19 protein-coding genes, 2 tRNA genes and 2 pseudogenes are annotated in these 22,966 nt (G+C 43.9%); 12 read left to right on the top strand and 11 right to left on the bottom strand.

Translation table 11 applies throughout. The features are described 5' to 3' along the window. The 3 genes from BK820_RS15380 to tenA form a co-directional block, all read right to left on the bottom strand. Window positions 1-686: AbiJ-NTD4 domain-containing protein (locus BK820_RS15380; protein ID WP_143045193.1), on the bottom strand; the 686-nt coding region annotated here is incomplete at its 3' end. 133 nt (window positions 687-819) lie between these two features. After that, window positions 820-3,651, bottom strand: coding sequence for an excinuclease ABC subunit UvrA (gene uvrA, locus BK820_RS10500; protein WP_071320871.1), 2,832 nt, complete (start codon window positions 3,649-3,651; stop codon window positions 820-822). A gap of 343 nt (window positions 3,652-3,994) precedes the next feature. Next, on the bottom strand, window positions 3,995-4,663 hold the full coding sequence (tenA, locus tag BK820_RS10495) for a thiaminase II (protein WP_008305148.1): 669 nt from the start codon (window positions 4,661-4,663) through the stop codon (window positions 3,995-3,997). Window positions 4,664-4,886: 223 nt separating this feature from the next. On the opposite strand from tenA, the gene BK820_RS10490 reads away from it, so the two are divergent. The 3 genes from BK820_RS10490 to ssb all read left to right on the top strand — a co-directional run bounded on the left by BK820_RS10490 (window position 4,887) and on the right by ssb (window position 8,127). Beyond that, window positions 4,887-5,975, top strand: coding sequence for a DUF475 domain-containing protein (locus BK820_RS10490; RefSeq protein ID WP_071320870.1), 1,089 nt, complete (start codon window positions 4,887-4,889; stop codon window positions 5,973-5,975). A 154-nt stretch (window positions 5,976-6,129) separates the two neighbouring features. Next, window positions 6,130-7,494: an MFS transporter gene (locus BK820_RS10485; protein ID WP_004813673.1), complete on the top strand. Its 1,365-nt coding sequence runs from the start codon at window positions 6,130-6,132 to the stop codon at window positions 7,492-7,494. Between the two features lie 51 nt (window positions 7,495-7,545). Further along, a complete protein-coding gene (ssb, locus tag BK820_RS10480) occupies window positions 7,546-8,127 on the top strand; it encodes a single-stranded DNA-binding protein (protein ID WP_071320869.1) in 582 nt (193 codons plus the stop codon). Window positions 8,128-8,181: 54 nt separating this feature from the next. Here ssb and BK820_RS10475 read toward each other — a convergent pair. Further along, window positions 8,182-8,665 (bottom strand): annotated as a pseudogene (locus tag BK820_RS10475) (hotdog fold domain-containing protein). Window positions 8,666-8,800: 135 nt separating this feature from the next. Here BK820_RS10475 and BK820_RS10470 point away from each other — a divergent pair. From BK820_RS10470 to BK820_RS10450, 5 genes are all read left to right on the top strand, one after another. Beyond that, window positions 8,801-9,424, top strand: a complete 624-nt coding sequence (locus BK820_RS10470; RefSeq protein ID WP_071320868.1) for a TetR/AcrR family transcriptional regulator — start codon at window positions 8,801-8,803, stop codon at window positions 9,422-9,424. A 167-nt stretch (window positions 9,425-9,591) separates the two neighbouring features. Then, window positions 9,592-10,155 carry an alkyl hydroperoxide reductase subunit C gene (gene ahpC / locus BK820_RS10465; protein ID WP_004813667.1) on the top strand — a complete coding sequence of 188 codons (564 nt, stop codon included), beginning with the start codon at window positions 9,592-9,594 and terminating at the stop codon, window positions 10,153-10,155. Window positions 10,156-10,480: 325 nt separating this feature from the next. Next, complete coding sequence (locus BK820_RS10460) at window positions 10,481-11,359, top strand: pirin family protein (protein ID WP_004813665.1); 879 nt, start codon at window positions 10,481-10,483, stop codon at window positions 11,357-11,359. Between the two features lie 414 nt (window positions 11,360-11,773). Beyond that, window positions 11,774-13,081: an FAD-dependent oxidoreductase gene (locus BK820_RS10455; RefSeq protein ID WP_071320867.1), complete on the top strand. Its 1,308-nt coding sequence runs from the start codon at window positions 11,774-11,776 to the stop codon at window positions 13,079-13,081. Window positions 13,082-13,083: 2 nt separating this feature from the next. Further along, window positions 13,084-13,932 (top strand): SAM-dependent methyltransferase, encoded by an 849-nt coding sequence (locus BK820_RS10450; RefSeq protein ID WP_071320866.1) that lies wholly within the window; start codon window positions 13,084-13,086, stop codon window positions 13,930-13,932. 84 nt (window positions 13,933-14,016) lie between these two features. On the opposite strand, the gene BK820_RS10445 is transcribed toward BK820_RS10450, so the two are convergent. From BK820_RS10445 to BK820_RS10430, 4 genes are all read right to left on the bottom strand, one after another. Beyond that, window positions 14,017-14,092, bottom strand: a tRNA-Thr gene (locus tag BK820_RS10445). A 219-nt stretch (window positions 14,093-14,311) separates the two neighbouring features. Continuing rightward, window positions 14,312-14,539 (bottom strand): hypothetical protein, encoded by a 228-nt coding sequence (locus BK820_RS10440; RefSeq protein WP_004813658.1) that lies wholly within the window; start codon window positions 14,537-14,539, stop codon window positions 14,312-14,314. Between the two features lie 261 nt (window positions 14,540-14,800). Beyond that, window positions 14,801-15,151, bottom strand: coding sequence for a hypothetical protein (locus BK820_RS10435; protein ID WP_004813657.1), 351 nt, complete (start codon window positions 15,149-15,151; stop codon window positions 14,801-14,803). Between the two features lie 470 nt (window positions 15,152-15,621). Further along, window positions 15,622-15,712 (bottom strand) — tRNA-Ser (locus BK820_RS10430). Between the two features lie 120 nt (window positions 15,713-15,832). On the opposite strand from BK820_RS10430, the pseudogene BK820_RS10425 reads away from it, so the two are divergent. Beyond that, window positions 15,833-17,712: pseudogene (locus BK820_RS10425) on the top strand (potassium transporter Kup). 64 nt (window positions 17,713-17,776) lie between these two features. Here the strand turns inward: BK820_RS10425 and BK820_RS15860 are convergent. Then, a complete protein-coding gene (locus BK820_RS15860; RefSeq protein ID WP_071320865.1) occupies window positions 17,777-18,238 on the bottom strand; it encodes a hypothetical protein in 462 nt (153 codons plus the stop codon). Between the two features lie 267 nt (window positions 18,239-18,505). Between BK820_RS15860 and BK820_RS10415 the strand changes: the two genes are divergently transcribed. Together BK820_RS10415 and BK820_RS10410 are read left to right on the top strand one after the other, a co-directional pair. Continuing rightward, window positions 18,506-19,624 (top strand): DNA/RNA non-specific endonuclease, encoded by a 1,119-nt coding sequence (locus BK820_RS10415; protein WP_004813653.1) that lies wholly within the window; start codon window positions 18,506-18,508, stop codon window positions 19,622-19,624. 80 nt (window positions 19,625-19,704) lie between these two features. Then, window positions 19,705-19,950 carry a hypothetical protein gene (locus tag BK820_RS10410; RefSeq protein ID WP_004813651.1) on the top strand — a complete coding sequence of 82 codons (246 nt, stop codon included), beginning with the start codon at window positions 19,705-19,707 and terminating at the stop codon, window positions 19,948-19,950. 188 nt (window positions 19,951-20,138) lie between these two features. Here BK820_RS10410 and BK820_RS10405 read toward each other — a convergent pair whose 3' ends face one another. Next, window positions 20,139-21,149 (bottom strand): AraC family transcriptional regulator, encoded by a 1,011-nt coding sequence (locus tag BK820_RS10405; RefSeq protein WP_004813650.1) that lies wholly within the window; start codon window positions 21,147-21,149, stop codon window positions 20,139-20,141. A gap of 102 nt (window positions 21,150-21,251) precedes the next feature. Between BK820_RS10405 and BK820_RS10400 the strand changes: the two genes are divergently transcribed. After that, complete coding sequence (locus tag BK820_RS10400) at window positions 21,252-21,857, top strand: sterol desaturase family protein (protein WP_004813649.1); 606 nt, start codon at window positions 21,252-21,254, stop codon at window positions 21,855-21,857. 343 nt (window positions 21,858-22,200) lie between these two features. Here the strand turns inward: BK820_RS10400 and hisF are convergent, their stop codons facing one another. Further along, window positions 22,201-22,959 carry an imidazole glycerol phosphate synthase subunit HisF gene (hisF, locus tag BK820_RS10395; RefSeq protein WP_004813648.1) on the bottom strand — a complete coding sequence of 253 codons (759 nt, stop codon included), beginning with the start codon at window positions 22,957-22,959 and terminating at the stop codon, window positions 22,201-22,203. Window positions 22,960-22,966: the final 7 nt, after the last annotated feature.

The raw sequence follows: 22,966 nt of genomic DNA, 5'->3' as shown, positions 1-22,966 counted from the left end.
CAATTTAATTTACAGTCTCGATATTGTTTTTCAATTTGTCCAATTGCATCACCTAAAGTTACTTTATCTTTCTTTAATATTTTTTGACACATACCTTCTAATGCCGAAACAGACTCTTTAATCGAATTTCGATAATCAGGATTTTGACGATCAGACATCAGTTTTAACGCTTGCTGAACGTGTTGTTGCAAACCTGAGTAAGGACTGGATTTTTCTAAAGTCTCTTCGATAGATAAAATTTCTTGTTCGGATGTTATTTTAATAACATGCTCATTAATTATTCTATAAGCGCTGTTTTCTCGTTCTAAAACATTGTTTAGATCATCTATAAATTTGAAGTTAGGCGATACGTACCATGTTGGGTAATACTCTATTGTATTTTCAATAAAATCATAAGTTTCATACCATTTGAAATTGAAAAAATATTTTCTAATTTGTTGTAATGCTTCTTCAAATTCTTCTGGTATAAGGTCTAAAGGTAATTGAAAGAAGGTTGACCAATATGATTTTATAAGCTTACTCAGATGTGAATCTAAAGTGTAAAAAGATTCTTGATTACTGAAAGCTCTATCCCATAAACATTCATGCAATACATTCCAAAGACTAACTCTTAGATGTTCATCCATACTTTCTTTTTGAATTATTTCTCGAACAGGCTTATATCCGTATCTTTCTGAAAAGCGCATTATTGCCCCAATAATTTTAGTCTTCTATTTTCCTTTTAATCTCCCCTAACCCCTCTTTGTAAAGAGGGGGACTCCATTGAATTGATATTGAAATACTCCCTCCTTTTATAAAGGAGGGTCGGGAAGGATTAAATTATTTCAATAACGGCTTTAAGAACCGCGCGGTATGCGAAGTCTTACTCTTTGCCACTTCTTCAGGCGTACCTTCCGCGATAATCATACCACCACCTGAACCACCTTCAGGACCTAAGTCCACGATCCAGTCCGCAGTCTTAATCACATCCAGGTTATGCTCAATCACCACAATGGTATTGCCCTTGTTACGGAGCTGATGCAGGATATCTAGCAGCTTGGCAATATCATGGAAATGCAGGCCAGTCGTCGGTTCATCCAGAATATACAGGGTTTGGCCGGTATCACGTTTTGCCAGTTCACGTGCCAGTTTCACCCGCTGTGCTTCACCACCAGAAAGTGTTGTCGCAGACTGACCCAGACGGATATAACCTAAGCCAACCTGATGCAAGGTTTCCAATCGACGGTGAATCACTGGAATGGCATCGAAGAAATGCATGGCATCTTCAACAGTCATCTCCAGTACATCAGAAATGTTCTTGCCTTTGTAGTTTACTTCCAGCGTTTCACGGTTATAACGCTTGCCCTGACAGGCATCACACGGTACATACATATCCGGCAGGAAGTGCATTGCCACCTTGATCATACCGTCGCCTTCGCAGGCCTCACAGCGACCACCTTTCACGTTAAACGAGAAACGGCCGGCTGCATAACCACGTGCCTTGGCTTCCTGTGTTTGTGAAAACAGTTCACGAATCGGAGTAAACAGACCGGTATAAGTCGCTGGGTTGGAACGTGGTGTACGTCCAATCGGACTCTGATCAATATCTACAACTTTATCCAAGAATTGCAAACCATCAATCGAATCAAATTTCTCTGAGGTCTGAGTAGTCGCACCATTGAGCTGTGTTGCTGCTAGTGGCAACAAGGTGCGGTTAATTAACGTCGATTTACCTGAACCTGATACACCCGTGACACAGGTCATCACCCCTAATGGAATGGTCAGGTCGACATTTTTCAGATTATGGCCTGCTGCACCCATCAGCCTGATCTGTTCTTCCGGTTTTGGTGGTTGGGTCCGTTTTTTCGGTACTTCAATTTTCAGCTTGCCAGACAGATATTTACCAGTCAGGGAATCTTCATGTTCAGCAAGTTCCTGATAGGTTCCTTCAGCAATCACATGACCGCCATGTACGCCGGCACCTGGACCAATATCAATAATATGATCAGCGGCACGAATCGCATCTTCATCATGTTCAACGACCAATACTGTATTACCAAGATCACGCAGACGTACCAAGGTTTGTAGCAGACGGTCGTTATCACGCTGGTGCAGGCCAATCGAGGGTTCATCCAGCACATACATGACACCCATCAGACCGGCACCGATCTGAGAAGCCAGACGTATACGTTGTGCTTCACCACCAGATAAAGTTTCAGCTGAACGGGACAGACTCAGGTAATTTAAACCAACAGACACCAGGAAGTGCAGACGCTCACGGATTTCCTTAAAAATCTTATCGGCAATTTCACCGCGGGCACCTTCAAGATTCAGACCTTGATAGTAGCTTTCGGCGTCACCAATCGACATGCGGGTAATGTCAGCAATGGTCTTGTCCAGAATTTTGACATTACGTGAAATTTCATTCAGACGTGAACCATCGCAGGCATCACAGGCTGCATTGGACAAGTACTGTGCCAAATCATCACGGACATAATTGCTTTCAGTTTCACGATAACGGCGTTCTAAATGCGGCAGTACACCTTCAAAAGCAATCACACGATTATGACGGCGACCGCGTTCATCAATATAACTCAGGTCAATCTTTTCGCGACCGGTTCCATAGAGGAATTTCTTTTTAACATCGGCTTCGAGCTGATTCCATGGCGTATCCAGTGAATAGCCAAAGTGATTGGCGACCTTTTCGATCATGCTGTAATAATATGGACGCTGACGGTCCCAACCCCGGATTGCGCCTTGACTGATACTCAGTTCAGGATTTGGAATCAGTTTATCTGCACTAAAATGGCTACGCGTACCGAGGCCATCACAAACCGGGCAGGCACCAAATGGATTATTGAACGAGAACAGACGTGGTTCCAGTTCTGCCACCGCACGATCACATTTCGGGCAGGAATGTTTGGCTGAGAAAACACGATCTGGTCGTTCGCCTTTCATCCGCGAGACAATGGCAATATCGCCACCCAGACGAAGTGCAGTTTCAAAGCTTTCGGCAATACGGTTACCCAGATCATCACGCACTTTAAAGCGGTCAACCACCACTTCAATGGTATGCTTTTTCTTTTTATCCAGTTCTGGCGGAGGATCAATTTCCATGATCTCGCCATCCACGCGGGCGCGTACAAAACCCTGGCTCTGTAACTGTTCAAATAATGCGGAATATTCACCCTTACGTTCACGTACGACAGGCGCCAACAGCATCAGGCCAGTACCTTCTTCCAAGCCTTTTACCGCATCCACCATTTCACTCACGGTTTGCGCGACCATCGGCAGGTCATGTTCTGGACAATAAGGTGTACCGACGCGAGCATACAGCAGACGCAGATAGTCATAAATTTCAGTAATAGTCCCCACGGTTGAACGCGGGTTGTGGCTGGTCGACTTCTGCTCGATCGCAATGGCCGGACTTAAGCCTTCTATTGAATCGACTTCCGGTTTTTCCATCTGGGACAGAAACTGGCGTGCATAGGCAGACAATGACTCGACATAACGGCGCTGACCTTCGGCATACAGGGTATCGAATGCCAGTGAAGACTTACCTGAACCAGACAGTCCCGTAATCACCACAAACTTGTCGCGTGGTATATCAAGGTTCACATTTTTAAGGTTATGGGTACGTGCGCCTCGAATACGGATGTGGCTTTGGCTCATGCAATGATCCTAGAATATTCATCAAAAACCCTTATATGATACCGGATGAAAAATGTTCAAGTGCAAATAAAAGTATTTTAAACGTCAAGTTATGTCGGTGATTGGTCAAAAGATCAGTACCAAAGCAATAAGTTAAAAATGTATGAGATATTTTTTCCGATTAAAATTTTGGTCCTGCTTTTAATCAAAGCATTTGAACATGGATTTAAGCTCTGTAAAAAGACAGAGTGCGTAGAATTGCAGCGTGTCGATCACGATCAAAATTATAATGATTTTGCATCATCCAGAATGTTATAGAAAAAATAAAAAGCCCCGTATTGAACAGGGCTGAATTCAGCTTGTATCAATCCAGACCAGGCCACTGGCGTTGCTCAAATGCGCTGTCCCAGAACAACCATTCCAGACGCGCTGCATGGGTATAGGCTGTATGCATTTTTTCCAGGGTGTCGGCATCGACACGCGCTGCTACGCGATCCACAGTTGCAATCACATTGCGTACAGCAGTATGGAAATCTTCCCCGGCGTAAGTATCAATCCAGGCCTGATAAAGATTATTGGCTGCGGCCTTATCGACAATATCCTTGCCGACTTCTGCATAAATCCAGAAACATGGCAGCAGGGCTGCCAGCACCACCGGATAGCTTTCGGCCCAGGCAGTTGCCTGCAAATAGGAAGTATAGTGATGGCAGGCCAGAGTCAACGGCGTATCTTCGAACTGGGCTTTGCTGATACCGAAATCCTGCATAAAGCCATTATGCAGGCTGCGCTCGACCACAATCGCAATTTTAGCCGCTTCACTAAACTGGATCACATCATCAGCCTCAAAGGCTTTGGCGGCACAGACTGCCAGTGCACGGCCATAGGCCAGCAAATAATGCGCATCCTGAATCACATAATGACTGAAGGCATCACGGCTCAATGTGCCTTGTGCCAGCTGCTGGTTAAAAGGCAGGGCCAGGGTCTTTTGATAAAGTTCGAGGTTACGTTGCCATACGTCTTGAGAGAAACTCATACTGAAATCCTGAGCAGTTGAAGTCAAAGCATGCAGCACTATAGCAAAGATCGACCCGTTGAAAAGATCGATAGATTTGAAAAGCAGAAAATACGCAAAAAATGGTTCAGGAAGTGCTTTGGTTTATGCGGCAAAAGTTTCATAATTGAGACAAGTTTTAGTCTTGGTATTTCCCTACAATAAAAGAAATACACTCAATGAAATTTATCTAAGGTCGATTTGTATGTTGAAACATTTTGGTTTCTCAATCGCATTTTCGATCGTGTGCCTTGGTTTGTCTGCTTATTGGGGTTATACCCATGGTCCGGAAGCGGGCCTGCAAACCATGTTCACAGCACTGACCATTACCGCCATTCTGGCGATTATGGAAGTGTCGTTGTCCTTCGATAACGCGGTTGTCAATGCCTCTGTTCTGCGTGGCTGGGATCATTTCTGGAAAATGCTATTCCTGACAGTGGGTATTCTGATTGCAGTTTTCGGGATGCGTCTGATCTTCCCGGTGGTCATTGTTGCAGTGACTGCAGACCTGGGCTTTATGGAAGTGGTACGTCTGGCCCTGAATGATCCAAAAGAATATTCAGCGCGTTTGATGGCGCATCATCCTGAAATTGCGGCATTTGGTGGTGCCTTCCTGTTGATGGTATTCCTGAATTTCTTCCTGGATGAAGAAAAGGATACCCACTGGTTCAGACGAGTAGAACGCCGTTTATCCAACCTGGCCAGTGTTCCGGCGATGTCGGTCTTTATTGCACTGGTGGCCTTGTTAATCATGGCAGCCAATGTCGATGAAGCCAAGCGTCTGGTCGTGACCATGGCGGGAATCTGGGGCATCGTGATTTATATCGGGGTGCAGGTGCTGAGTCATATGCTCGGTGGTGAACCTGAAGTGGATGAAAATGGCAATGCAGTTCGTCATGATGAAAATGGCGTACCGACCGGTGTAGTGAAAGCCGGTATTGGTGGTTTCCTCTATTTAGAAGTTCTGGATGCCTCGTTCAGTTTTGATGGCGTGATAGGTGCCTTTGCGATTACCTCAGACGTGGTGATCATCATGCTCGGTCTGGCAATTGGTGCGATCTTTGTTCGTTCAATGACGATTTATCTGGTTGAGCAGGGCACATTGGATGCCTATATCTATCTGGAACATGGTGCGCATTATGCGATTGGTGCCTTGGCTTTCATTATGATTGCCAGCGGAACCGGCCTGCATGTACCAGAATTGGTGACCGGTCTGATCGGTGTGGCCTTTATTGTCTGGGCAGTGATTGCCTCGATTCAGTACAAGAAGCGTCAGGCAGCTTTAGACAAATAAAGTGCTGACCCTGAATGAAAAGCGTAGCTTCGGCTGCGCTTTTTTATTTTTTAGATCAGCATCATCTTTATTTCAAATAAAATTCCTGCATCCATCCCGGCCGAATGTCCTATAATCTTCGCCTGAAGATCCATCAATTGAACTACCATAATTTATGATGAATGCCCTAGAACGTCGCTCAACCTTTGCGCTTAGCAGCATTTTTGCACTGCGCATGCTGGGGTTGTTTATGATTATCCCTGTATTTTCGGTTGCAGGACAGTCATATGAATATGCTACGCCGGCACTGATTGGCCTGGCAGTGGGGGTTTATGGTCTGACTCAGGCCATTCTACAGATTCCGTTTAGCCTGATTGCAGACCGTTTCAGTCGCAAACCATTGGTGGTCATTGGGTTATTGCTATTCGCTCTGGGTGGTGCAATTGCCGCCATGTCGGACACAATCTATGGAGTGATTATTGGGCGTGCCATTGCGGGCGGCGGTGCGGTTTCGGCGGTGGTCATGGCATTGCTTGCCGATGTGACCCGTGAAGAAAACCGCATGAAAGCTATGGCGACTATGGGCATGAGTATCGGCTTATCTTTTGTGGTGGCATTTACCTTAGGTCCTTGGTTAACGGGTCTTGTGGGTATTTCAGGGCTGTTCTGGGTGACTACCATAATGGGGTTTGCGGCAATTGCGATGCTGCTGATGGTGCCGAAAGTGACCCGTCATCATCGTAATTTTCAGCAGGGGTATCTGATCCAGCTGAAACAAGTCCTAAAAATGGGTGACCTGAATCGCCTGCATGTTTCGGTGTTTAGCCTGCATCTGTTACTCACGGCAATGTTTATCTATGTGCCTTCACAGCTGATTGAGTTCGCTAATATTCCTTTGGCCAGTCATGGCTGGGTGTATCTGCCCTTACTCGTGATTAGTCTGTTCTTTGCTTTTCCAAGCATTATTCTGGCGGAAAAATACCGCAAAATGCGTGGTATTTTCCTGACTGCAATTGCGGGAATTATCGTTGGCCTATTGGTACTGATTTTTGGCTTTGAATCGAAATATATCCTGCTCACTGGTTTAGGGATCTTCTTTATTGCCTTCAATGTAATGGAAGCCTTATTACCATCGTGGTTATCCAAGGTTGCGCCAATTCAGTCCAAGGCAACAGCGATGGGCGTGAATGCCAGCAGTCAGTTCCTCGGCGCCTTCTTTGGCGGTACGCTAGGCGGACAACTTTTGTTGCTGAATGATACTTCCATGGGTTGGAGTATTCTGACTGCGGTTGCTATAATTTGGCTGCTCATCAGTTTTGGTCTGGCTCAGCCGCGCTATCTTTCGTCCCTGGTGTTAAGCCTGCCTGAAAATCGACAAACAGATGAATGGACTTCACAGCTTTTATCTATTCATGGTATTGAAGAAGTCGTGGTGATGCCTGAACAGCAAGTGGCCTACGTCAAGGTTGATAAACAGCAGATTAATGATACTGCGCGACAACAATTAACGCACTTGTTGGGTAAAGAGGTAGCCATTTAAGCATAACTCTTATAAAGTAAAATATAGAAACAAATAGGAAGTATAGGTCTCATGCGTGGTGTAAATAAGGTTATTTTAGTAGGTACTTTAGGTCGAGATCCTGAAACAAAAACTTTCCCGAATGGGGGTTCTCTCACTCAATTCTCTATCGCGACTAGTGATTCGTGGACGGATAAGAACACTGGTGAGCGTAAAGAGCAAACAGAATGGCACCGCATTGTGCTGCATAACCGTTTAGGTGAAATTGCACAGCAGTATCTACGTAAAGGTTCTAAAGTCTATATCGAAGGTTCACTACGTACCCGTCAGTGGACAGACCAAAGTGGTCAAGAGCGTTACACTACAGAAATCCGTGGTGAGCAGATGCAAATGCTGGATTCTGGCCGTCCTCAAGGTGAACAGTCAGACAATGGCGGTTTTGCACAGCCACGTTTCAACAATAACCAGGGCGGCTATGGCAATAACAATGCTGGTCAACAAGGTTATAATGCACCACAGCAAGGTGGCTTCAATAATGCACCTGCGGGTGGTAATGGCTATGGCAATAATAACCCAAGCGGTTTTGCGCCAAAATCTGCACCAGCTCCAGTTGCAGCGCCTGCAGCAGACCTGGATGATGACTTACCATTTTGATTAAAATTTAAAGCAGAAAAGCATCCTTAAAAGCCCGTCATCCGACGGGTTTTTTTAAACACGTTTATTTGTTTTCTTCTTTTTAGGAGATACCCACATTGTAATGAGGGCACGGCATACGGTTTCTTGTGCCATATCCAGAACCTCAACATTAACCTGGTATTCAGCGATTTCATGCCATTCAACATTTAACTTTGCAGGTGTGGCAATAGCTCTTAAATCGGTCGTTGCTCTTTTAAGATATTCGACCTGCATACCTTTTAGAATCCAGGAATGGGTTTTGGGGACGCTGGCATCGGTCATGGTACCTGCTGCCAGTTCAGCCAGATTGCATATGGCAATCGCATGGATTGTATCTAGATGATTGAGTACAGCCGCATGTTTCTTCATGCTCACTTCGCAATAATACGGAGCAAGCGTTTAGCAATGGGGAAATACTGCTGAAATAAGGTATTTTTATGCAAAGTAATCTGGAAAATATGTATTTACCACCTGGTTTTTTGTGAAAGGTTTTCCATATTTTTAGAGCCTGGCTCATGATCGCGATCCTGCGTAAGAGGTGAATAATAATAAGATCCTCATACAGAATAATATTCTGTATTTGCAGGACTCACAAGAAAAGTGTTTAAAATAGACAAGTTAATGATTAACGGTGCCGAGCACATTAAGGAGAATGCAAGGTATAGATGTATTGGAAGGGAGTTATCCAGGCGGACGCTTGGCCTTAAAGCGTCAAATTCTGAATTGTGCGCTACAGGAATTTTTACAAAGTGGCATAGCTGCAACGACAATTGAAATGATTCGGGATCGGGCAGAAACCAGTGTTGGCGCAATTTATCATCATTTTCATCACAAGGATGGGATCGTAGCTGCGCTGTATCTAGCCGCTTTAAAGGATCAGTCCAGCCGACGTTTAGATGCCTTATCCCAAGCGAAAAGTGCTGAACAGGGTATTCATGCCATTATCCGAAGTTATATTGATTGGGTCATCAGTTATCCAGACTTTGCCCGTTTTCTCTATGCGGCCCATCATGTGGTACATACCTCAGAACTGCGTCAGGATCTGGAACAGCGTACCAGCCAGCGCAATCAGGATTTAAAGAAATGGCTGGCCCAGCAGTCAGATGCCGCTTGTCTGCAAGCTGTACCACCTGCTTTACTGACCTCTTTAGTAATTGGCGCGACAGAAAGCTATTGCCGTACCTGGCTGGCAGGTCGAGTCAAGGATTCTCCGCAAAAACATGCATCTGCTTTGGCGCAGTCAGTTTGGGATTCTTTACAGCATTTCTCTCGGTAGAGGTCAGGAGTTAAATTGGAATAAAAGATAATAAGTAAAAAATTAATAGAATTTATAAATCTAAAAAAACGATAGTTTTTATAAAAAGTTACGGTTTTATCTATTATTAGTTTTTGCGTATTCTTAGTTCATCGAATGAATTCCCGCGAACTGATAGGAAAAATCACATGAGTTTAATCAATACTGAAGTTAAGCCATTTAATGCAACTGCTTACCACAATGGTCAATTTGTTGAAGTATCTGAGCAGGACATGAAAGGCAAATGGTCTGTTGTATTCTTCTATCCTGCTGACTTCACTTTTGTTTGTCCAACAGAATTAGGCGATCTTGCCGATCAATATGCTGAATTCCAGAAACTGGGTGTAGAAATCTATGGTGTATCCACGGATACGCACTTTACGCATAAAGCTTGGCATGACACGTCTGACGTGATTGGTAAAATCCAGTATCCAATGATTGGCGATCCAACCTGGGCTCTGGCGAAAAACTTTGAAGTGCTGATCGAAGCTGAAGGTTTGGCTGACCGCGGTACTTTCGTGATCGATCCGGATGGTAAAATCCAGATCATTGAAATCAACGCAGGTGGTATCGGTCGTGACGCACAGGAACTGCTTCGTAAAGTAAAAGCAGCTCAGTACGTACATGCTCATCCAGGTGAAGTATGTCCTGCAAAATGGAAAGAAGGCGAAGCAACCCTAGCTCCTTCAATCGACCTGGTAGGTAAAATCTAATTCGATAAATCTTTATCAAATCTAAAAAAATCCAGCCTTCAGCGCTGGATTTTTTTATGGTTATTCGAAAATGAAAGGACAATTAAATCATATAGCCTTGATGACTTCCGGCTACGGCACGCAAACCTTCAATCAGATGCTCGATCAGTTTTTTCATCACCCGACGCTGGCTTTTACATAAGGTATAAACCAGTTGTAGGGTACCAGTACTGACACCAGTATTGTCTTATATTCGGGATACTGCATTTCATTGGCATAGTATCGATAGCTGTCCACAACGCATACAATGACTGCATGTTCATCCTATTCAGATAGGAGTAAAAAGATGAAAAAAGTCATAGGCGTTTACCGTAATCAACACATGCATTGGGTCGGTGATGGATTTCCGGTTAAAAACCTGTTTTCTTATGACCGTCTTGGTCAGGTCATCAGTCCGTTCCTGCTGCTGGATTATGCAGCGCCGTATCATTTTGATCCGACTACGGTGCAGCAGGGTGTCGGTTCACATCCACACCGTGGTTTTGAAACCGTGACAATCGCCTATCAGGGTGGAGTAACGCATAAGGATTCTGGCGGTGGTGGCGGTACGATTCAGGCAGGTGATGTACAGTGGATGACTGCAGGTGCAGGCGTGGTGCATGAAGAATTCCATTCTCCAGACTTTGCCCGGAATGGTGGTCTGTTTGAAATGGTCCAGCTGTGGGTAAATTTACCTGCCAAAGACAAAATGACTACACCGCGTTATCAGGCACTGACGGCAACTGATATTCCTCGGATTGAAATGGATGAAGGTGCAGGGCATATTCGGGTCATCGCTGGTGAACTTGATGGGCATCATGGTCCGGCGCATACCTTTAGTCCGGTCAATGTCTGGGACGGTGAGCTCAAAGCAGATTATGAAACGATGCTGCAGATACCTGCCGGTCATAATGCTTTGCTGGTGCTATTGAGTGGAGAGCTGGTAGTGAATGCTGGCCAGAAAGTTCTGGACAGTTCTATTGTGATATTTGCTCAGGATAGCGATCCTATAATCCAGATTCAGGCTTATCAGGACAGCAAATTCGTAGTCTTGACCGGTGAACCCTTGAAGGAACCCATTCAAGGTTATGGTCCTTTTGTGATGAATACCAAGGAAGAAATTGTCCAAGCCTTCCAGGATTTTAATCAGGGTAAATTTGGAGAAATTCCGGTAGCTGCTGAATAAAAATGTCAGTCCAGAAAGAAAGAAGCCTCTGCAGTGCAGAGGCTCTTAAATAGTTATGCGCTGTAAGTTCTTCTGATTATAAGATTTTTTAAATAACTTCAACACTGTGGAGGGCGATGGAGTTATCATTTTATTATGCAGAAAATTATAGCGCTTCTTGTATCTTTTGTAAAACGAAAGTTAAAAAATTGGTTAATTTAAATGTATTGTTTTTAAAGGATAATTTTTTTAAAAATACAAAAAATATCAATAAAAGCATAAATTTAAACAGTGTTAACTTTTTATATTAAAAATGTAAAAAATTATGAATTTTCAAGCGCTTTAGTCCATCTGAAAAAAACGCAATCTGGAAGATTTTAATAGCCTAATTACGGCAGGCTTGGTACATAATTTCTAAAAGTTTCTCAATGACGGATGATCAGTTTGGATATCGCAGTAATTGGTAGTGGCATGGCCGGACTGGCTACAGCCAGAATTCTTCAGGATGCAGGACATCACATCACTATTTTTGAAGCGCTGCAAGGGCGCGGCATGGACAGTCACAGCCTCGAGTTTGAAGGTGGGCTGGTAGATGCTCCTTTGCGTGTGATGAATCCGTACTTGTGGAAAAATACGCTAAGTCTTGCGACTCATCTGGGGATCAAGACCTATCCGGTACGCACTTATATGGCGTGCAGCTGGTTATTTGAGGACCGGACTGAAACCTGGCTGACGACTTCGCGTAGCCGAATTGGTAACTTTCCGATTATCAATAACCGTAAAGGCCTTCAGCAGTATGGCTGGCGTCTGGTTAAAGGTTTATTACAACTAAAAACAGCGTTGAACAAATTCTTTAAATCTAAAAATCAGGATATCAGCCTGGCAGAATTTATTAATCGCAATGATATTGAAGAAGTATTCTGGCATGGTGCGGTGATGCCAGTGCTGTATACCATCTGTACCTGTAACCCAAAAACCATTGGTGAATGGCCAGCCAAGCCCTTATTGATTTTCCTACGTCAACTGACAGATGGCGATGCATTATTACGTATGCAGGGCGGTACACCAGCCTTGGTGGATAAACTGATTGAAGGCATCGACATTGTCAGTGGTGCAGCAACCACGCTGGTACAACAGCAGGGTGATCAGGTCCGTGTAGAAAATGCGGCGGGTTATTCCAAGTTATTTGACCGTGTCATCGTTGCTACACCCACCAATAAGATCGAGGAATTTCTTGATAAAGACCAGTTTGCAACAGATATTGAATTACTAAAAAAATTCCAGTTTGAGCAGGGGCAATTGGTGATTCATACCGATACCAGCGTTATGCCGCCGAAACGTAAAGACTGGGCAGTACTAAGCTATATGATGGACCGTAAGTTTACCCGTCAGCAGTTCACGGTATGGCTCAATGCGGTTGAACCAACATTAGTGGGTAAATCTCCGGTATTCCAGACCTGGCGTCCGGTGACTGATATCGATCCGAAGAAAGTTATTTCTTCTGTGACACTGACCCGCGCAGTGGTTGATGCGCATACTGTAGCCTTGAACAAGGAATTACAGCAACGTCATCTGGATCAGGACCGTAAGGTATTCTATTGTGGTTCATGGTCATGTGATGGCTTGCCAATTCTGGAATCTGCAGTTACTTCAGCGATGAAGATTGCAGAAATCTTTGGCGCACCATTGCCATTCGAGGGATTAAAACCGAATATTGAGGTTGCACCACAACTCGGTTATTAAGCATGAAACTGTTCCAGGCCTTTCGGCAGCGTCTACCCGAGCATAAATATGCTATTAATGCGGCATTGCTTGGAGATACTTCATTATTGCCCTGGAGCAATCTTGGTTACTGGCAGACAGGGCAGCAGGACTATGTTGCTGCTTGTCAGGCTTTGGCTGATCATCTGGCTGCAACCATTCATTTAAATTCAAAAGATAAATTACTGGATCTTGGCTGTGGCCAGGGTGCCAGTCTGCTGCATTGGCAGCAGCACTATCAGGTGCAATACCTGGCAGGCGTAGAGCTACAGAAAACTTGTGTTACCAGGATTCAGCAGCATTTACCTGAACTGAATGCAATTTATCATGCTTCTTTTCTTCGACTAAAAGATATCCATTTCCCACATAAGTTTAACGCTGTGCTGTGTCTGGATGCGGCTTATCACAATAGCGTACCAAGCTTGCTGGAACAGATAGTCCCAGTTTTGAATTTAAAAGCGCGAATCGGTTTTCATCATCTAGTCTTGTCTGAGCGCTGGAAAACTTTAAATTCATTTCAAAAGCATAAATACCAGCTTTTGCTGAAATCAGCAGATGTCAATTTAAGTGATTTGATGCCGCTCGGTACGCTATATGAATGTCTGGATCAGTTTGAATTCACAGATGTTCAGGTTGAAGATCTGTCAGAATCAGTATTTGCCGGTTTTGCCAGGTATGTACAGCAGGATTTAAATTCAAAAAAAATGGTTCAGTCTGTAAAGACGTCCAGACTAGATGAATTTAAAATTCAGATGACCGCAAAACTATGCCGAAAGCTTTTTAAAGAAGGTGTGGTGCGGTATGTGCAGATCAGCGCAAAAGCAAAGCACTAGAACAGTGCCTGAAAAGATTAAGCCCGAAGAAAATGCAGACTCCAGAAACATCAAATCCTCACTAAAAAAGCGAGGCTAAGAAAATGGTGCCGGCACACGGATTCGAACTGTGGACCTACTGATTACAAGTCAGTTGCTCTACCAACTGAGCTATGCCGGCGTTGTGGTGTGCATTCTACAGATTTTTTGAGGTGATGCAAGCCAAAAAATAACCGTTTAAATGCTTTGGTAAAATTTTAAGTTTGATTGAATTCTGCATGATACGAAAAGCTGCAAAACTTGAAATACATCAGCTGGATTCATGAAAATCGCCCACATGCGAAAGTGTGGGCGAGGGTGGAAAATTTAAACTGGTTTCAGAGATGAATAAAAACTAGGTTTATCGGCTTTTTAGGATACGGTCCAGATCCTGAGCACATTCCTCCAAGGTAAAGGCCATGTCAAACTGCATTTGGGGTTTGAGTTCTTGAGCGAGGCTTCTCCACTGTTCGATGAGTCTGAGGGCTTTTTGAATCTTGTGTTTGTTGACGTCTTTGGCAATGGTCGGAGTGTAACCGCCACGTTTAGCATTTTTGATCTGTTTTGCATAGTTTGCGCTGTTATTCATGTTCGCTCCCGAATAGCAGTGTGTCTATCTTTTAGCTTTTAGTTTGAATCAAGATCAATGGCGTGGTTGGTTGGATCTACTGGTTTTTTTTCTCCTTTTATGTGCCCGCTAAGAGCAACATAACATAGCGATGATGACAATAAAATTAAGCTATTTTTATGCCAAGTTAGAATTCAGTAACTGAATTTTTTGTATAACTTTCATGAAGTATATATAGGGAAAAGAGGGCAATTCATTTGTTCATTAATTAAAAGACAAGCATTAGCAAACGACATTGTCCTTCTTCTTATAAAAATCCAGTGCCAGCTTCAAATCCTGTGCTAACTGTTCTTTTGTGTTTTCTGGCGCAATTTTTATAAAGGCAGGTACATATTCTTTAAAATACACCTCAGGATAATCTTCGCAAATGATTTTCTTGCGAAGTTCCATAGGCGTAGCCGGGTTATCTAACTGGTCCAGAAAACCACTGATTTTCTGATCCGCCTGTTCAAACTGAATGACATCTACAGAGTTTTTATCTGTCGACATTGCAGCTTCTGCCTGCTCAGGCTGCTTTTGGCAACCAGCAATAACAAACATAACGAGCAGGGTAGTAAAGGTTAGTTTTTTCATCGTCTTTTCTAGTTGTTATCCGGGGCTGAATAATAAGAGTATAAGAGAATTCACCACTGTATAAGAACTGATTTTTTTTAAAATAAAAAAATACCTCCATCATAAGGAAGGAGGTATTAAATTGGAAAAGAAACTACAGCGAGCTTCTGATTACACATTTTATATTAGATCACTTTTCAAACAATTGGCAGAATATTACAAGCTTAATAGTGATTCATAAAATTAAAATTAATGTAACTTCTAAAAATGGAATTTAGCCAACATGCTTAATGAGTTTTCCTTTATTAAGCCGTAAAAATTAAAGAATCTGATTAAATATTTATGCTTTTCTAGGAGCTAAAAATGAAGGCGTTGAGGAATAGCCAATAGTGAAATTGCAGCATGATATGTAATTACAGCCAACAAAAAAGGCTTAAACCCTTAAAATTTAAGCCTTTTGGTATTCCACAGGACATTATGGGAATGAATCTTGGCGGTGAAAGAGGGATTCGAACCCTCGATACGCTATTAACGTATACACACTTTCCAGGCGTGCTCCTTCAGCCACTCGGACACTTCACCATGGCGGTGGATGATATAGAAAAAAAACCAGTCTGCCAAGCTTGAAACAATTGATTTGCAGAAAAAGTTTAGAGGCAGTGCTATGATTCGCAAAAATGCTTTCTAAAACGAAGACAATATATGCAAAGTACTGCACAAAAAGCAGCTTTACCAGTCATTACGCTGGCTGCGCTTGGGGTCGTTTTTGGTGATATTGGTACCAGTCCTCTTTATGCACTACGCCAATGTTTCCTGACCTCGCATCTTGCCATCAGCGAAGCCTCGGTACTGGGCATTCTCTCCCTGATCTTCTGGTGCATCATGCTGACGGTGAGTTTTAAATACGTCACCATCATCATGCGTGCTGACAACAATGGTGAGGGCGGCATCATGTCACTGCTGGCCCTCAACCTGCGGACAACACTAATCTCGGATAAGAAAAAGATTTATCTGATTGCTTTAGGCTTTATTGGTGCTTCATTGTTCTTTGGTGATGGGATTATTACACCTGCGATTTCTGTACTCTCTGCCATTGAAGGATTGAGTATTGCTACGCCAGTGTTTAATAAATGGCTGGAGCCCTTATCCATCGGAATCATTGCCGGCCTGTTTCTGGTACAGCGTCATGGTACCGGGACCATGGGTAAATTTTTTGGTCCACTGACTTTGCTGTGGTTCCTGTCGATTGGTGGCTTTGGTTTATGGAGCATCATCCAGACGCCGACGGTCCTGCATATGATCAACCCTTATTGGGCTTATCATTTTGTGGTAGATCAACCTTATGTGGCTTTCCTGACCATGGGCGCAGTGATTCTGACCATGACCGGAGGCGAAGCGATTTATGCAGATATGGGACATTTTGGTCGCCTGCCAATTCGTCTGGCCTGGTTCATTATTGTCTTGCCATGTCTGTTACTCAATTATGCAGGGCAGGGTGCGCTTCTGCTACGTAGTCCAGAAGCTTTGGCTAATCCATTCTATATGCTGCTGCCGGAATGGAGCCTGTATCCAATGATTGGTCTGGCAACGGCTGCTGCGGTCATTGCCTCACAAGCCGTGATTACCGGGGTATTCTCGATGGTCAATCAGGCAATTCAGCTGCGCTATTTACCACGTTTGAGCGTGAAACACACTTCAGCTGAAGAACGTGGCCAGATTTATCTGCCATTCATTAACTGGATGCTGTTTATTTCGGTCGTGATTCTGATTTTGTTATTTGAGAACAGTGCGAGACTTGCCAGCGCCTATGGGGTGGCAGTAACCATGACCATGCTCTGTGGCACGATCTTGATCTCTATTTTGGCTTATGGTTTCTGGCGCTGGCCAATCTGGAAAGTACTATTATTCGCGGCTCCTTTTCTGGCGCTCGATCTGATTTTTGTCGCATCTACTTCACTGAAAATCTATTCGGGTGCTGGGTGCCAATCATGCTTGGCGCAGTATTGTTTACGATACTCATGACTTGGAAGGATGGCCGCGAACTGTTACTCAAACGTATGCAGCAAAATACCTTGCCAATTGAGCTATTTATCAAGAGTGTTTCTACCGGTGGCGGTACCCAGTTTGTGCCGGGAGATGCCATTTTCCTGACCGGAACTCCGGATGTCGTACCACATGCCATGCTGCATAACATCAAGCATAACAAGGTACTGCATCAACGTAATATCATGGTTACGGTGATTACCCGGGATATTCCCTTTGTGGGAGAGGAAGATCGGGTAGAAGTTGAAAAGCTGAATGAGCATTTTTACCGGATTTATGCCTATTTCGGTTTCAAGGATCAGCCTGATATTCCACGGGCGGTCAAGCAAGCCTACACGGAATGGGGCTTTGACTATGATCTGATGCAGATCAGTTTCTTTATCTCTCGTGACCGGGTAATTCATGCAATCGGAGAAGGCATGTCACCATGGCGTGAAAAACTGTTTATCTCAATGCAACGTAATACCAGTCCGGTGAGTGATTTCTATCAGATTCCAACTAACCGGGTGGTGGAACTTGGTAGCCAGATCGAAATCTAGCAACAATACTCAAAATGAAAAAACCAGAGTTCAGCTCTGGTTTTTAATATCTGTTTCAGACCCGTTATGGAGTAGTTACACCTGGAGCAGTAGAGCCTGCTGGTGTCATCGGGGAATCTTGCTGCATCTCAGGCAGAGTACGAGGATCGTTGGGTTGCTGCATGTCTGGAGTTGAACCTTGTCGCATCATGGCAGGATCTTGAGAATGGCGCATCATACCCGGAGCCTGAGACATGCCCGGCTGACCAGATTGCATGCCAGATGACGGATTACTTTGCATAGCAGGTGCCTGACTTGGCTGCACTAAACGAATCTGACCAGAATTGACCAAATTTTCCAGAGAAGCATTCTGACCGTTTACAGTGGTGCTAATTCGTGCCTTGGACAGGCTTTCTAATGTTTCGCCCGGCTGTACTCGTGGTTCAGCCAATGCACTGAGGCTCATTACACTGGTAAATACACCTAAAGCCAGTAATTTTGAATAATGAGTTTTGCAAGTATGGGAGTTTTTCTTCAGCGATAACATCACAATGCTCCTTCGTATATTTCTTCGAGGAATTAGAGTTTCTTACAATTGCATAATTAAAGAGTAGGCAGCAAGGAAAGCTACATAAATGGGTTGAAATCTAGTTCAAGTATTCGTAAAAAACCGACAGGCTGTTACATACTTAATGGATGTTTATTTACATATCGCTTATTTGTTAATCGATTAGAAATGTCATGATATACACGGCTTACAGGGCTTGTTAAGCTCGGCAACACCCGCTGTAGATGTTCTAAAGTAGCTGTAATCATGGCCAAGAAGCAACGTACCAAAAAAAATCCTGTCTTTCAGTTCCTTAACGAAAATACTGTAAAAATTATCCTGGGTGTGGTGGCATCGGGTAGTTTTGCGATTGCCTTTGGTCAAGAAAAAATCAGCCAGTGGGTATCGCTGTCTTCACCATCAAATTCTGCCTGTCTGGATCAGTTTTACCGGGATGTGCCCCCCTACTTAATGAAGGACAGCTTAAAAAAGAACAGCTATGCACTGTGCTTTAACGGCTTTAATGTCATGTATTCTGGTGTCTCCAAAACACCATTATGGGTGGCAGAACTATTGACGCCATCTCGCCTGAGTCAAAAGATTCCGCGTGAAGACAGCTTCCATGAGGAAGAACGTGTCAGTTCGGCGCATCGCGCAACTCTGGCAGATTACCGCGGTACTGGCTATGACCGTGGACATATGGCACCAAATGCCGATATGCCAACCAAGCAGGCACAATTTGACAGTTTCTCCTTAGCCAATATGGTACCGCAAGCCCCGAAGAACAATCAGCAAGCGTGGCGTGAACTGGAAGAAGCCACTCGTGCGGTGGTGACCAAACAGAAACAGGATGTCTACGTGGTTACAGGGCCGGTTTATAGCGCGAAAAAGCTGGAGACGATTGGCAGAGGCGTAATCGTACCAAATGCGACCTATAAAGCAGTATATATGCCGAAAACTGGTGCAGCCGGGGTGTATTATGTGGATAACAACCTGAAAAATCCGGCACCAAAAGTCCAGATCATCAGCGTCTGTGCCCTGGAGGAACTGGTTAATATCAACATCTTCCCGCAACTGACTGAAGAACAGAAACGTAATACCTATAAGCTGCCTTTGAAAGCCAGCGAGGTGAAGGCCAATAAGCCTATCACCTATGCAAACTGGGATGCAGAAAGCCAGTGCGCCGAAGATGTATCCAAAAGTGACCTGGAAGCATTACAAGAGGAATTCAAACGTTCTGGTGGCAGTCGTACGTCTGTGAGCGGGAATACTTCAACATCTGAGGGCTCCACTAGTGACGCAGCAGGCAATAATGATCCGCAAGGTGCATTGATCAAGCAGTTGCTGGAAGCAGTGCTACAGTTCATTTTACAGCTTTTGAAATAATTCTGTTGTGCCAGACAGGATTCAGGTAGCATAAATCTGTCCGGTACAATTAAAAAACAACAAGGAAGCGACAGAAGAAAATGTTTAAACCTTATGAAAACGGCACCGAATCACATGCGATTCATGACCTGACCATTGAAAATGATGTGGACTGTGTCAGCCTCTATGGAAACTTGCAGTTAACCAAGGATCAGGCCGGACTGAAAGCAGCCAAGGCCTTGCAGGCGCTACTCAATGATGTGGTACAGCAACTGGAAAATACCCCGGATCTGCCTGACAAGATCCAGCGTGATGACGCTCAGGAAATTGATAATCCATTTTTATAATGGGTCATTTTTTAAAATTTCATGACTCTTCCATGCGAAACAGAAAAAGCTCAGGATTAATATGAGCTTTTTTTATTCAGGTTTAAAAGTTTATTTCTCTTGAATTATTTTTATTATTTTTACTCAAAAATCTAAATTTGATATTGGGTATTGAGATTGGCCTGCATCGGGTAATCTAAAAATTTCTCCTATGTTTTGTTTTTCAGATAATCTGAGCGCCACTGTTGCGGCGTCTGACGGGTCCACTGCTTAAAGGCACGCTGGAAGGCACTTTGTTCTGAATAACCCAATAACAGGGAAATCTCGTGCAGGCTTAGATTTTCATCGGTCAAATATTGCTGGGCTAGCATAAAACGGATTTCCTGCATTCGCTGCTGATAGGTCTTGCCCTGTTTTTGCAAATGACGCTGTAACTGCCGAACCGACCAGTGTAACTGACGGGCAATATGCTCAATCTGAAACATGTTTTTTTGCAGTCCGGTCAGGATCGCCTGCTGAATCCGATGATCTATCTGTGAAGTATTCGGCAGTTTTTCCAATAAGGCTTCTGCCTGTTGTTTTAACAGCTTCTGTAGCGTCTGGTCACCTTGACGTAATGGTTTTGCCAGTTCAGAAACATGCATAAAAATCACACTCTTTGGCTGATCAAAACGGACCTTGCAACGGAAGTACTGTTCATACAGATTGAGATACTTGTTGGTCGGCTGACGGAAATGAACTTCATGTAAGTGAATATCATCGGTAGCCATCAGCGAACGTACAAATTTCAGCATCAATGCCATGGCGACTTCATCTGTCAATTGAGTCGCCAGATTTAGAGGAACATCGACCCAGGCAATTGACAGGTAGTCATTTTCGACACGGACTTCTAAAGGACTGCCGTCATAGACCAGACGATGATAGTCATGATAGCGCATCATGGCTTCGCTCAAGGTTTCACAGGACAGCGCCAGATAGGCAATAATGCCGAGATGTCGGGGTTGTACGAAATTAGCAATTTCCAGGCCTAAGGCAGGAGTCTGCAACTTTTGCTGTAATTGCATGAGCAACTCACGCCAGATGACAAATTCAAAGCGTTCAACGTCCTGTATAGCGAGTAGTTTTTCTGGAATGGGGAGTTGTTTGGATAGATAGAACTCCAGCAACAAATGTCCCAGACCTCCATAAACCGTGCCTGCATCGTCCTGTATGCTGTGCATTTTTTAATTCTTTTTTGTCGTGTTTTGTCAATCATATTGAATTTTTTGGTCAATATCTAGCCTTTTAGCTCACCTATAGTAAATAAAAAGGAGGGACAGACAATGCTAAAAGGTTTTCTGGCAGGACTGGTAATTGCCAATGGTTTTGAATGGTTTGCGCATAAATATATTCTGCATGGTATACCTCGCAAAGGTCAGGCTCGCTACAGTCCAGTACCGCAGAGCATGCGTTCACACTGGGAGCATCATCGGGAGGTGCGTAAGACGGCATTCTCTGATCATGGCTATGTAGAAGGCTGGCAGAACTGGCGTACCCGTAATGAAATTGGATCTCTGGTTGTTGTTGCCAGTGTATTTGGTCTGGCCTTTTATCCGGTTTCAAAAGGAATGTCGCTCGCAGTGCTTTATAGTGCCTGCAATTATTATTATGTGCATCGTCGGGCACATCTGGAACCAGAATGGGCCAAGCGAAAAATTCCCTGGCATTATGACCATCATATGAATAGTAATCAGGATGCCAACTGGTGTGTGACCCGACCATGGTTCGACTACGTTATGGGGACACGGGTGATTTCATCGCCTGAATTACAGGAACAAAATCCACTCGGCATCTATCTACCCAAAACGGTTTCTCAAGCCCTGAGCAGCAGTATTCAGCAGATCTTTCCAGCCAAATGGATTGAGAAAAATAGAGCCTTAAATCCTTAAAAGAAACCTAGAAGTTTTAGATAAGGAAATAAAATGCATTTGCACGCTATTTTTGTCGTGATTTGTCAATAAATCCTGCTTAAATTGTCAATATTCGGGGTGTTTTTTGACCTATATTTACACCTGTCAGCGATATAGCCTAACGCTGACAGGTTGTTATGAATACTTGAGTTATGGTTAGATTTTACTGGTTATGTTGACACCAAGCGCTGTAGTCTATTCTTGGTTTTATAAGGAGTCGCAAGACTCCTTTTTTTTTGTCCATAATTCATGTGCTCAAATTTTCAAGTCATAAAAAAGGCATGATTAACATGCCTTTTTCAGATCTTGTCTCTAAAAAGAATTAAAGACGCATTTCAATGCCTTGCGCTGCCAGATAGGCTTTTGCTTCTGGAATGGTATGCTGGCCGAAGTGGAAGATTGAGGCTGCAAGTACAGCATCTGCGCCTCCTTTTAAAATCCCGTCCGCCAGATGTTGCAGGTTGCCGACACCACCAGAAGCAATTGTTGGAATGTTAACGCGGTCATTAATGGTACGCATGAGTGCCAGGTCATAGCCCGCTTTAGTACCATCAGCATCCATTGAGGTCACTAACAGTTCACCGGCGCCGTAGTCCGCCATTTTCACGGCCCATTCAATCGCATCAATACCTGTTTCCTTGCGGCCACCGTGAGTAAAGATTTCCCATTTATTCTCGCCGGTTTTCTTGGCATCAATAGCCACCACGATACATTGTGCACCAAAACGCTGAGAAGCCTCCTGGACGAATTCAGGATTATAAATAGCTGCTGAGTTGATGCTGACTTTATCCGCGCCAGCATTTAACAGTAAACGGATATCTTCAACTTTACGGACACCACCACCTACAGTTAACGGTACGAATACAGATTCGGCCATACGCTCTACAGTACGATAAGTCGTGTCACGTCCATGATGTGTAGCGGTAATATCAAGGAAAGTAATTTCATCGGCACCTTGTTCATTATAGCGACGCGCCACTTCGACCGGGTCGCCCGCATCACGAATATCAAGGAACTGAACACCCTTGACCACACGACCATTATCAACGTCGAGGCAAGGAATAATACGTTTAGCTAGCATAAATTTT

It is taken from the genome of Acinetobacter sp. LCT-H3 (assembly GCF_001866125.1).
Lineage (GTDB): Bacteria > Pseudomonadota > Gammaproteobacteria > Pseudomonadales > Moraxellaceae > Acinetobacter > Acinetobacter schindleri.
The sequence above is the reverse complement of the archived record's forward strand: the minus strand, read 5'-3'. Positions and strand labels throughout refer to the sequence as shown.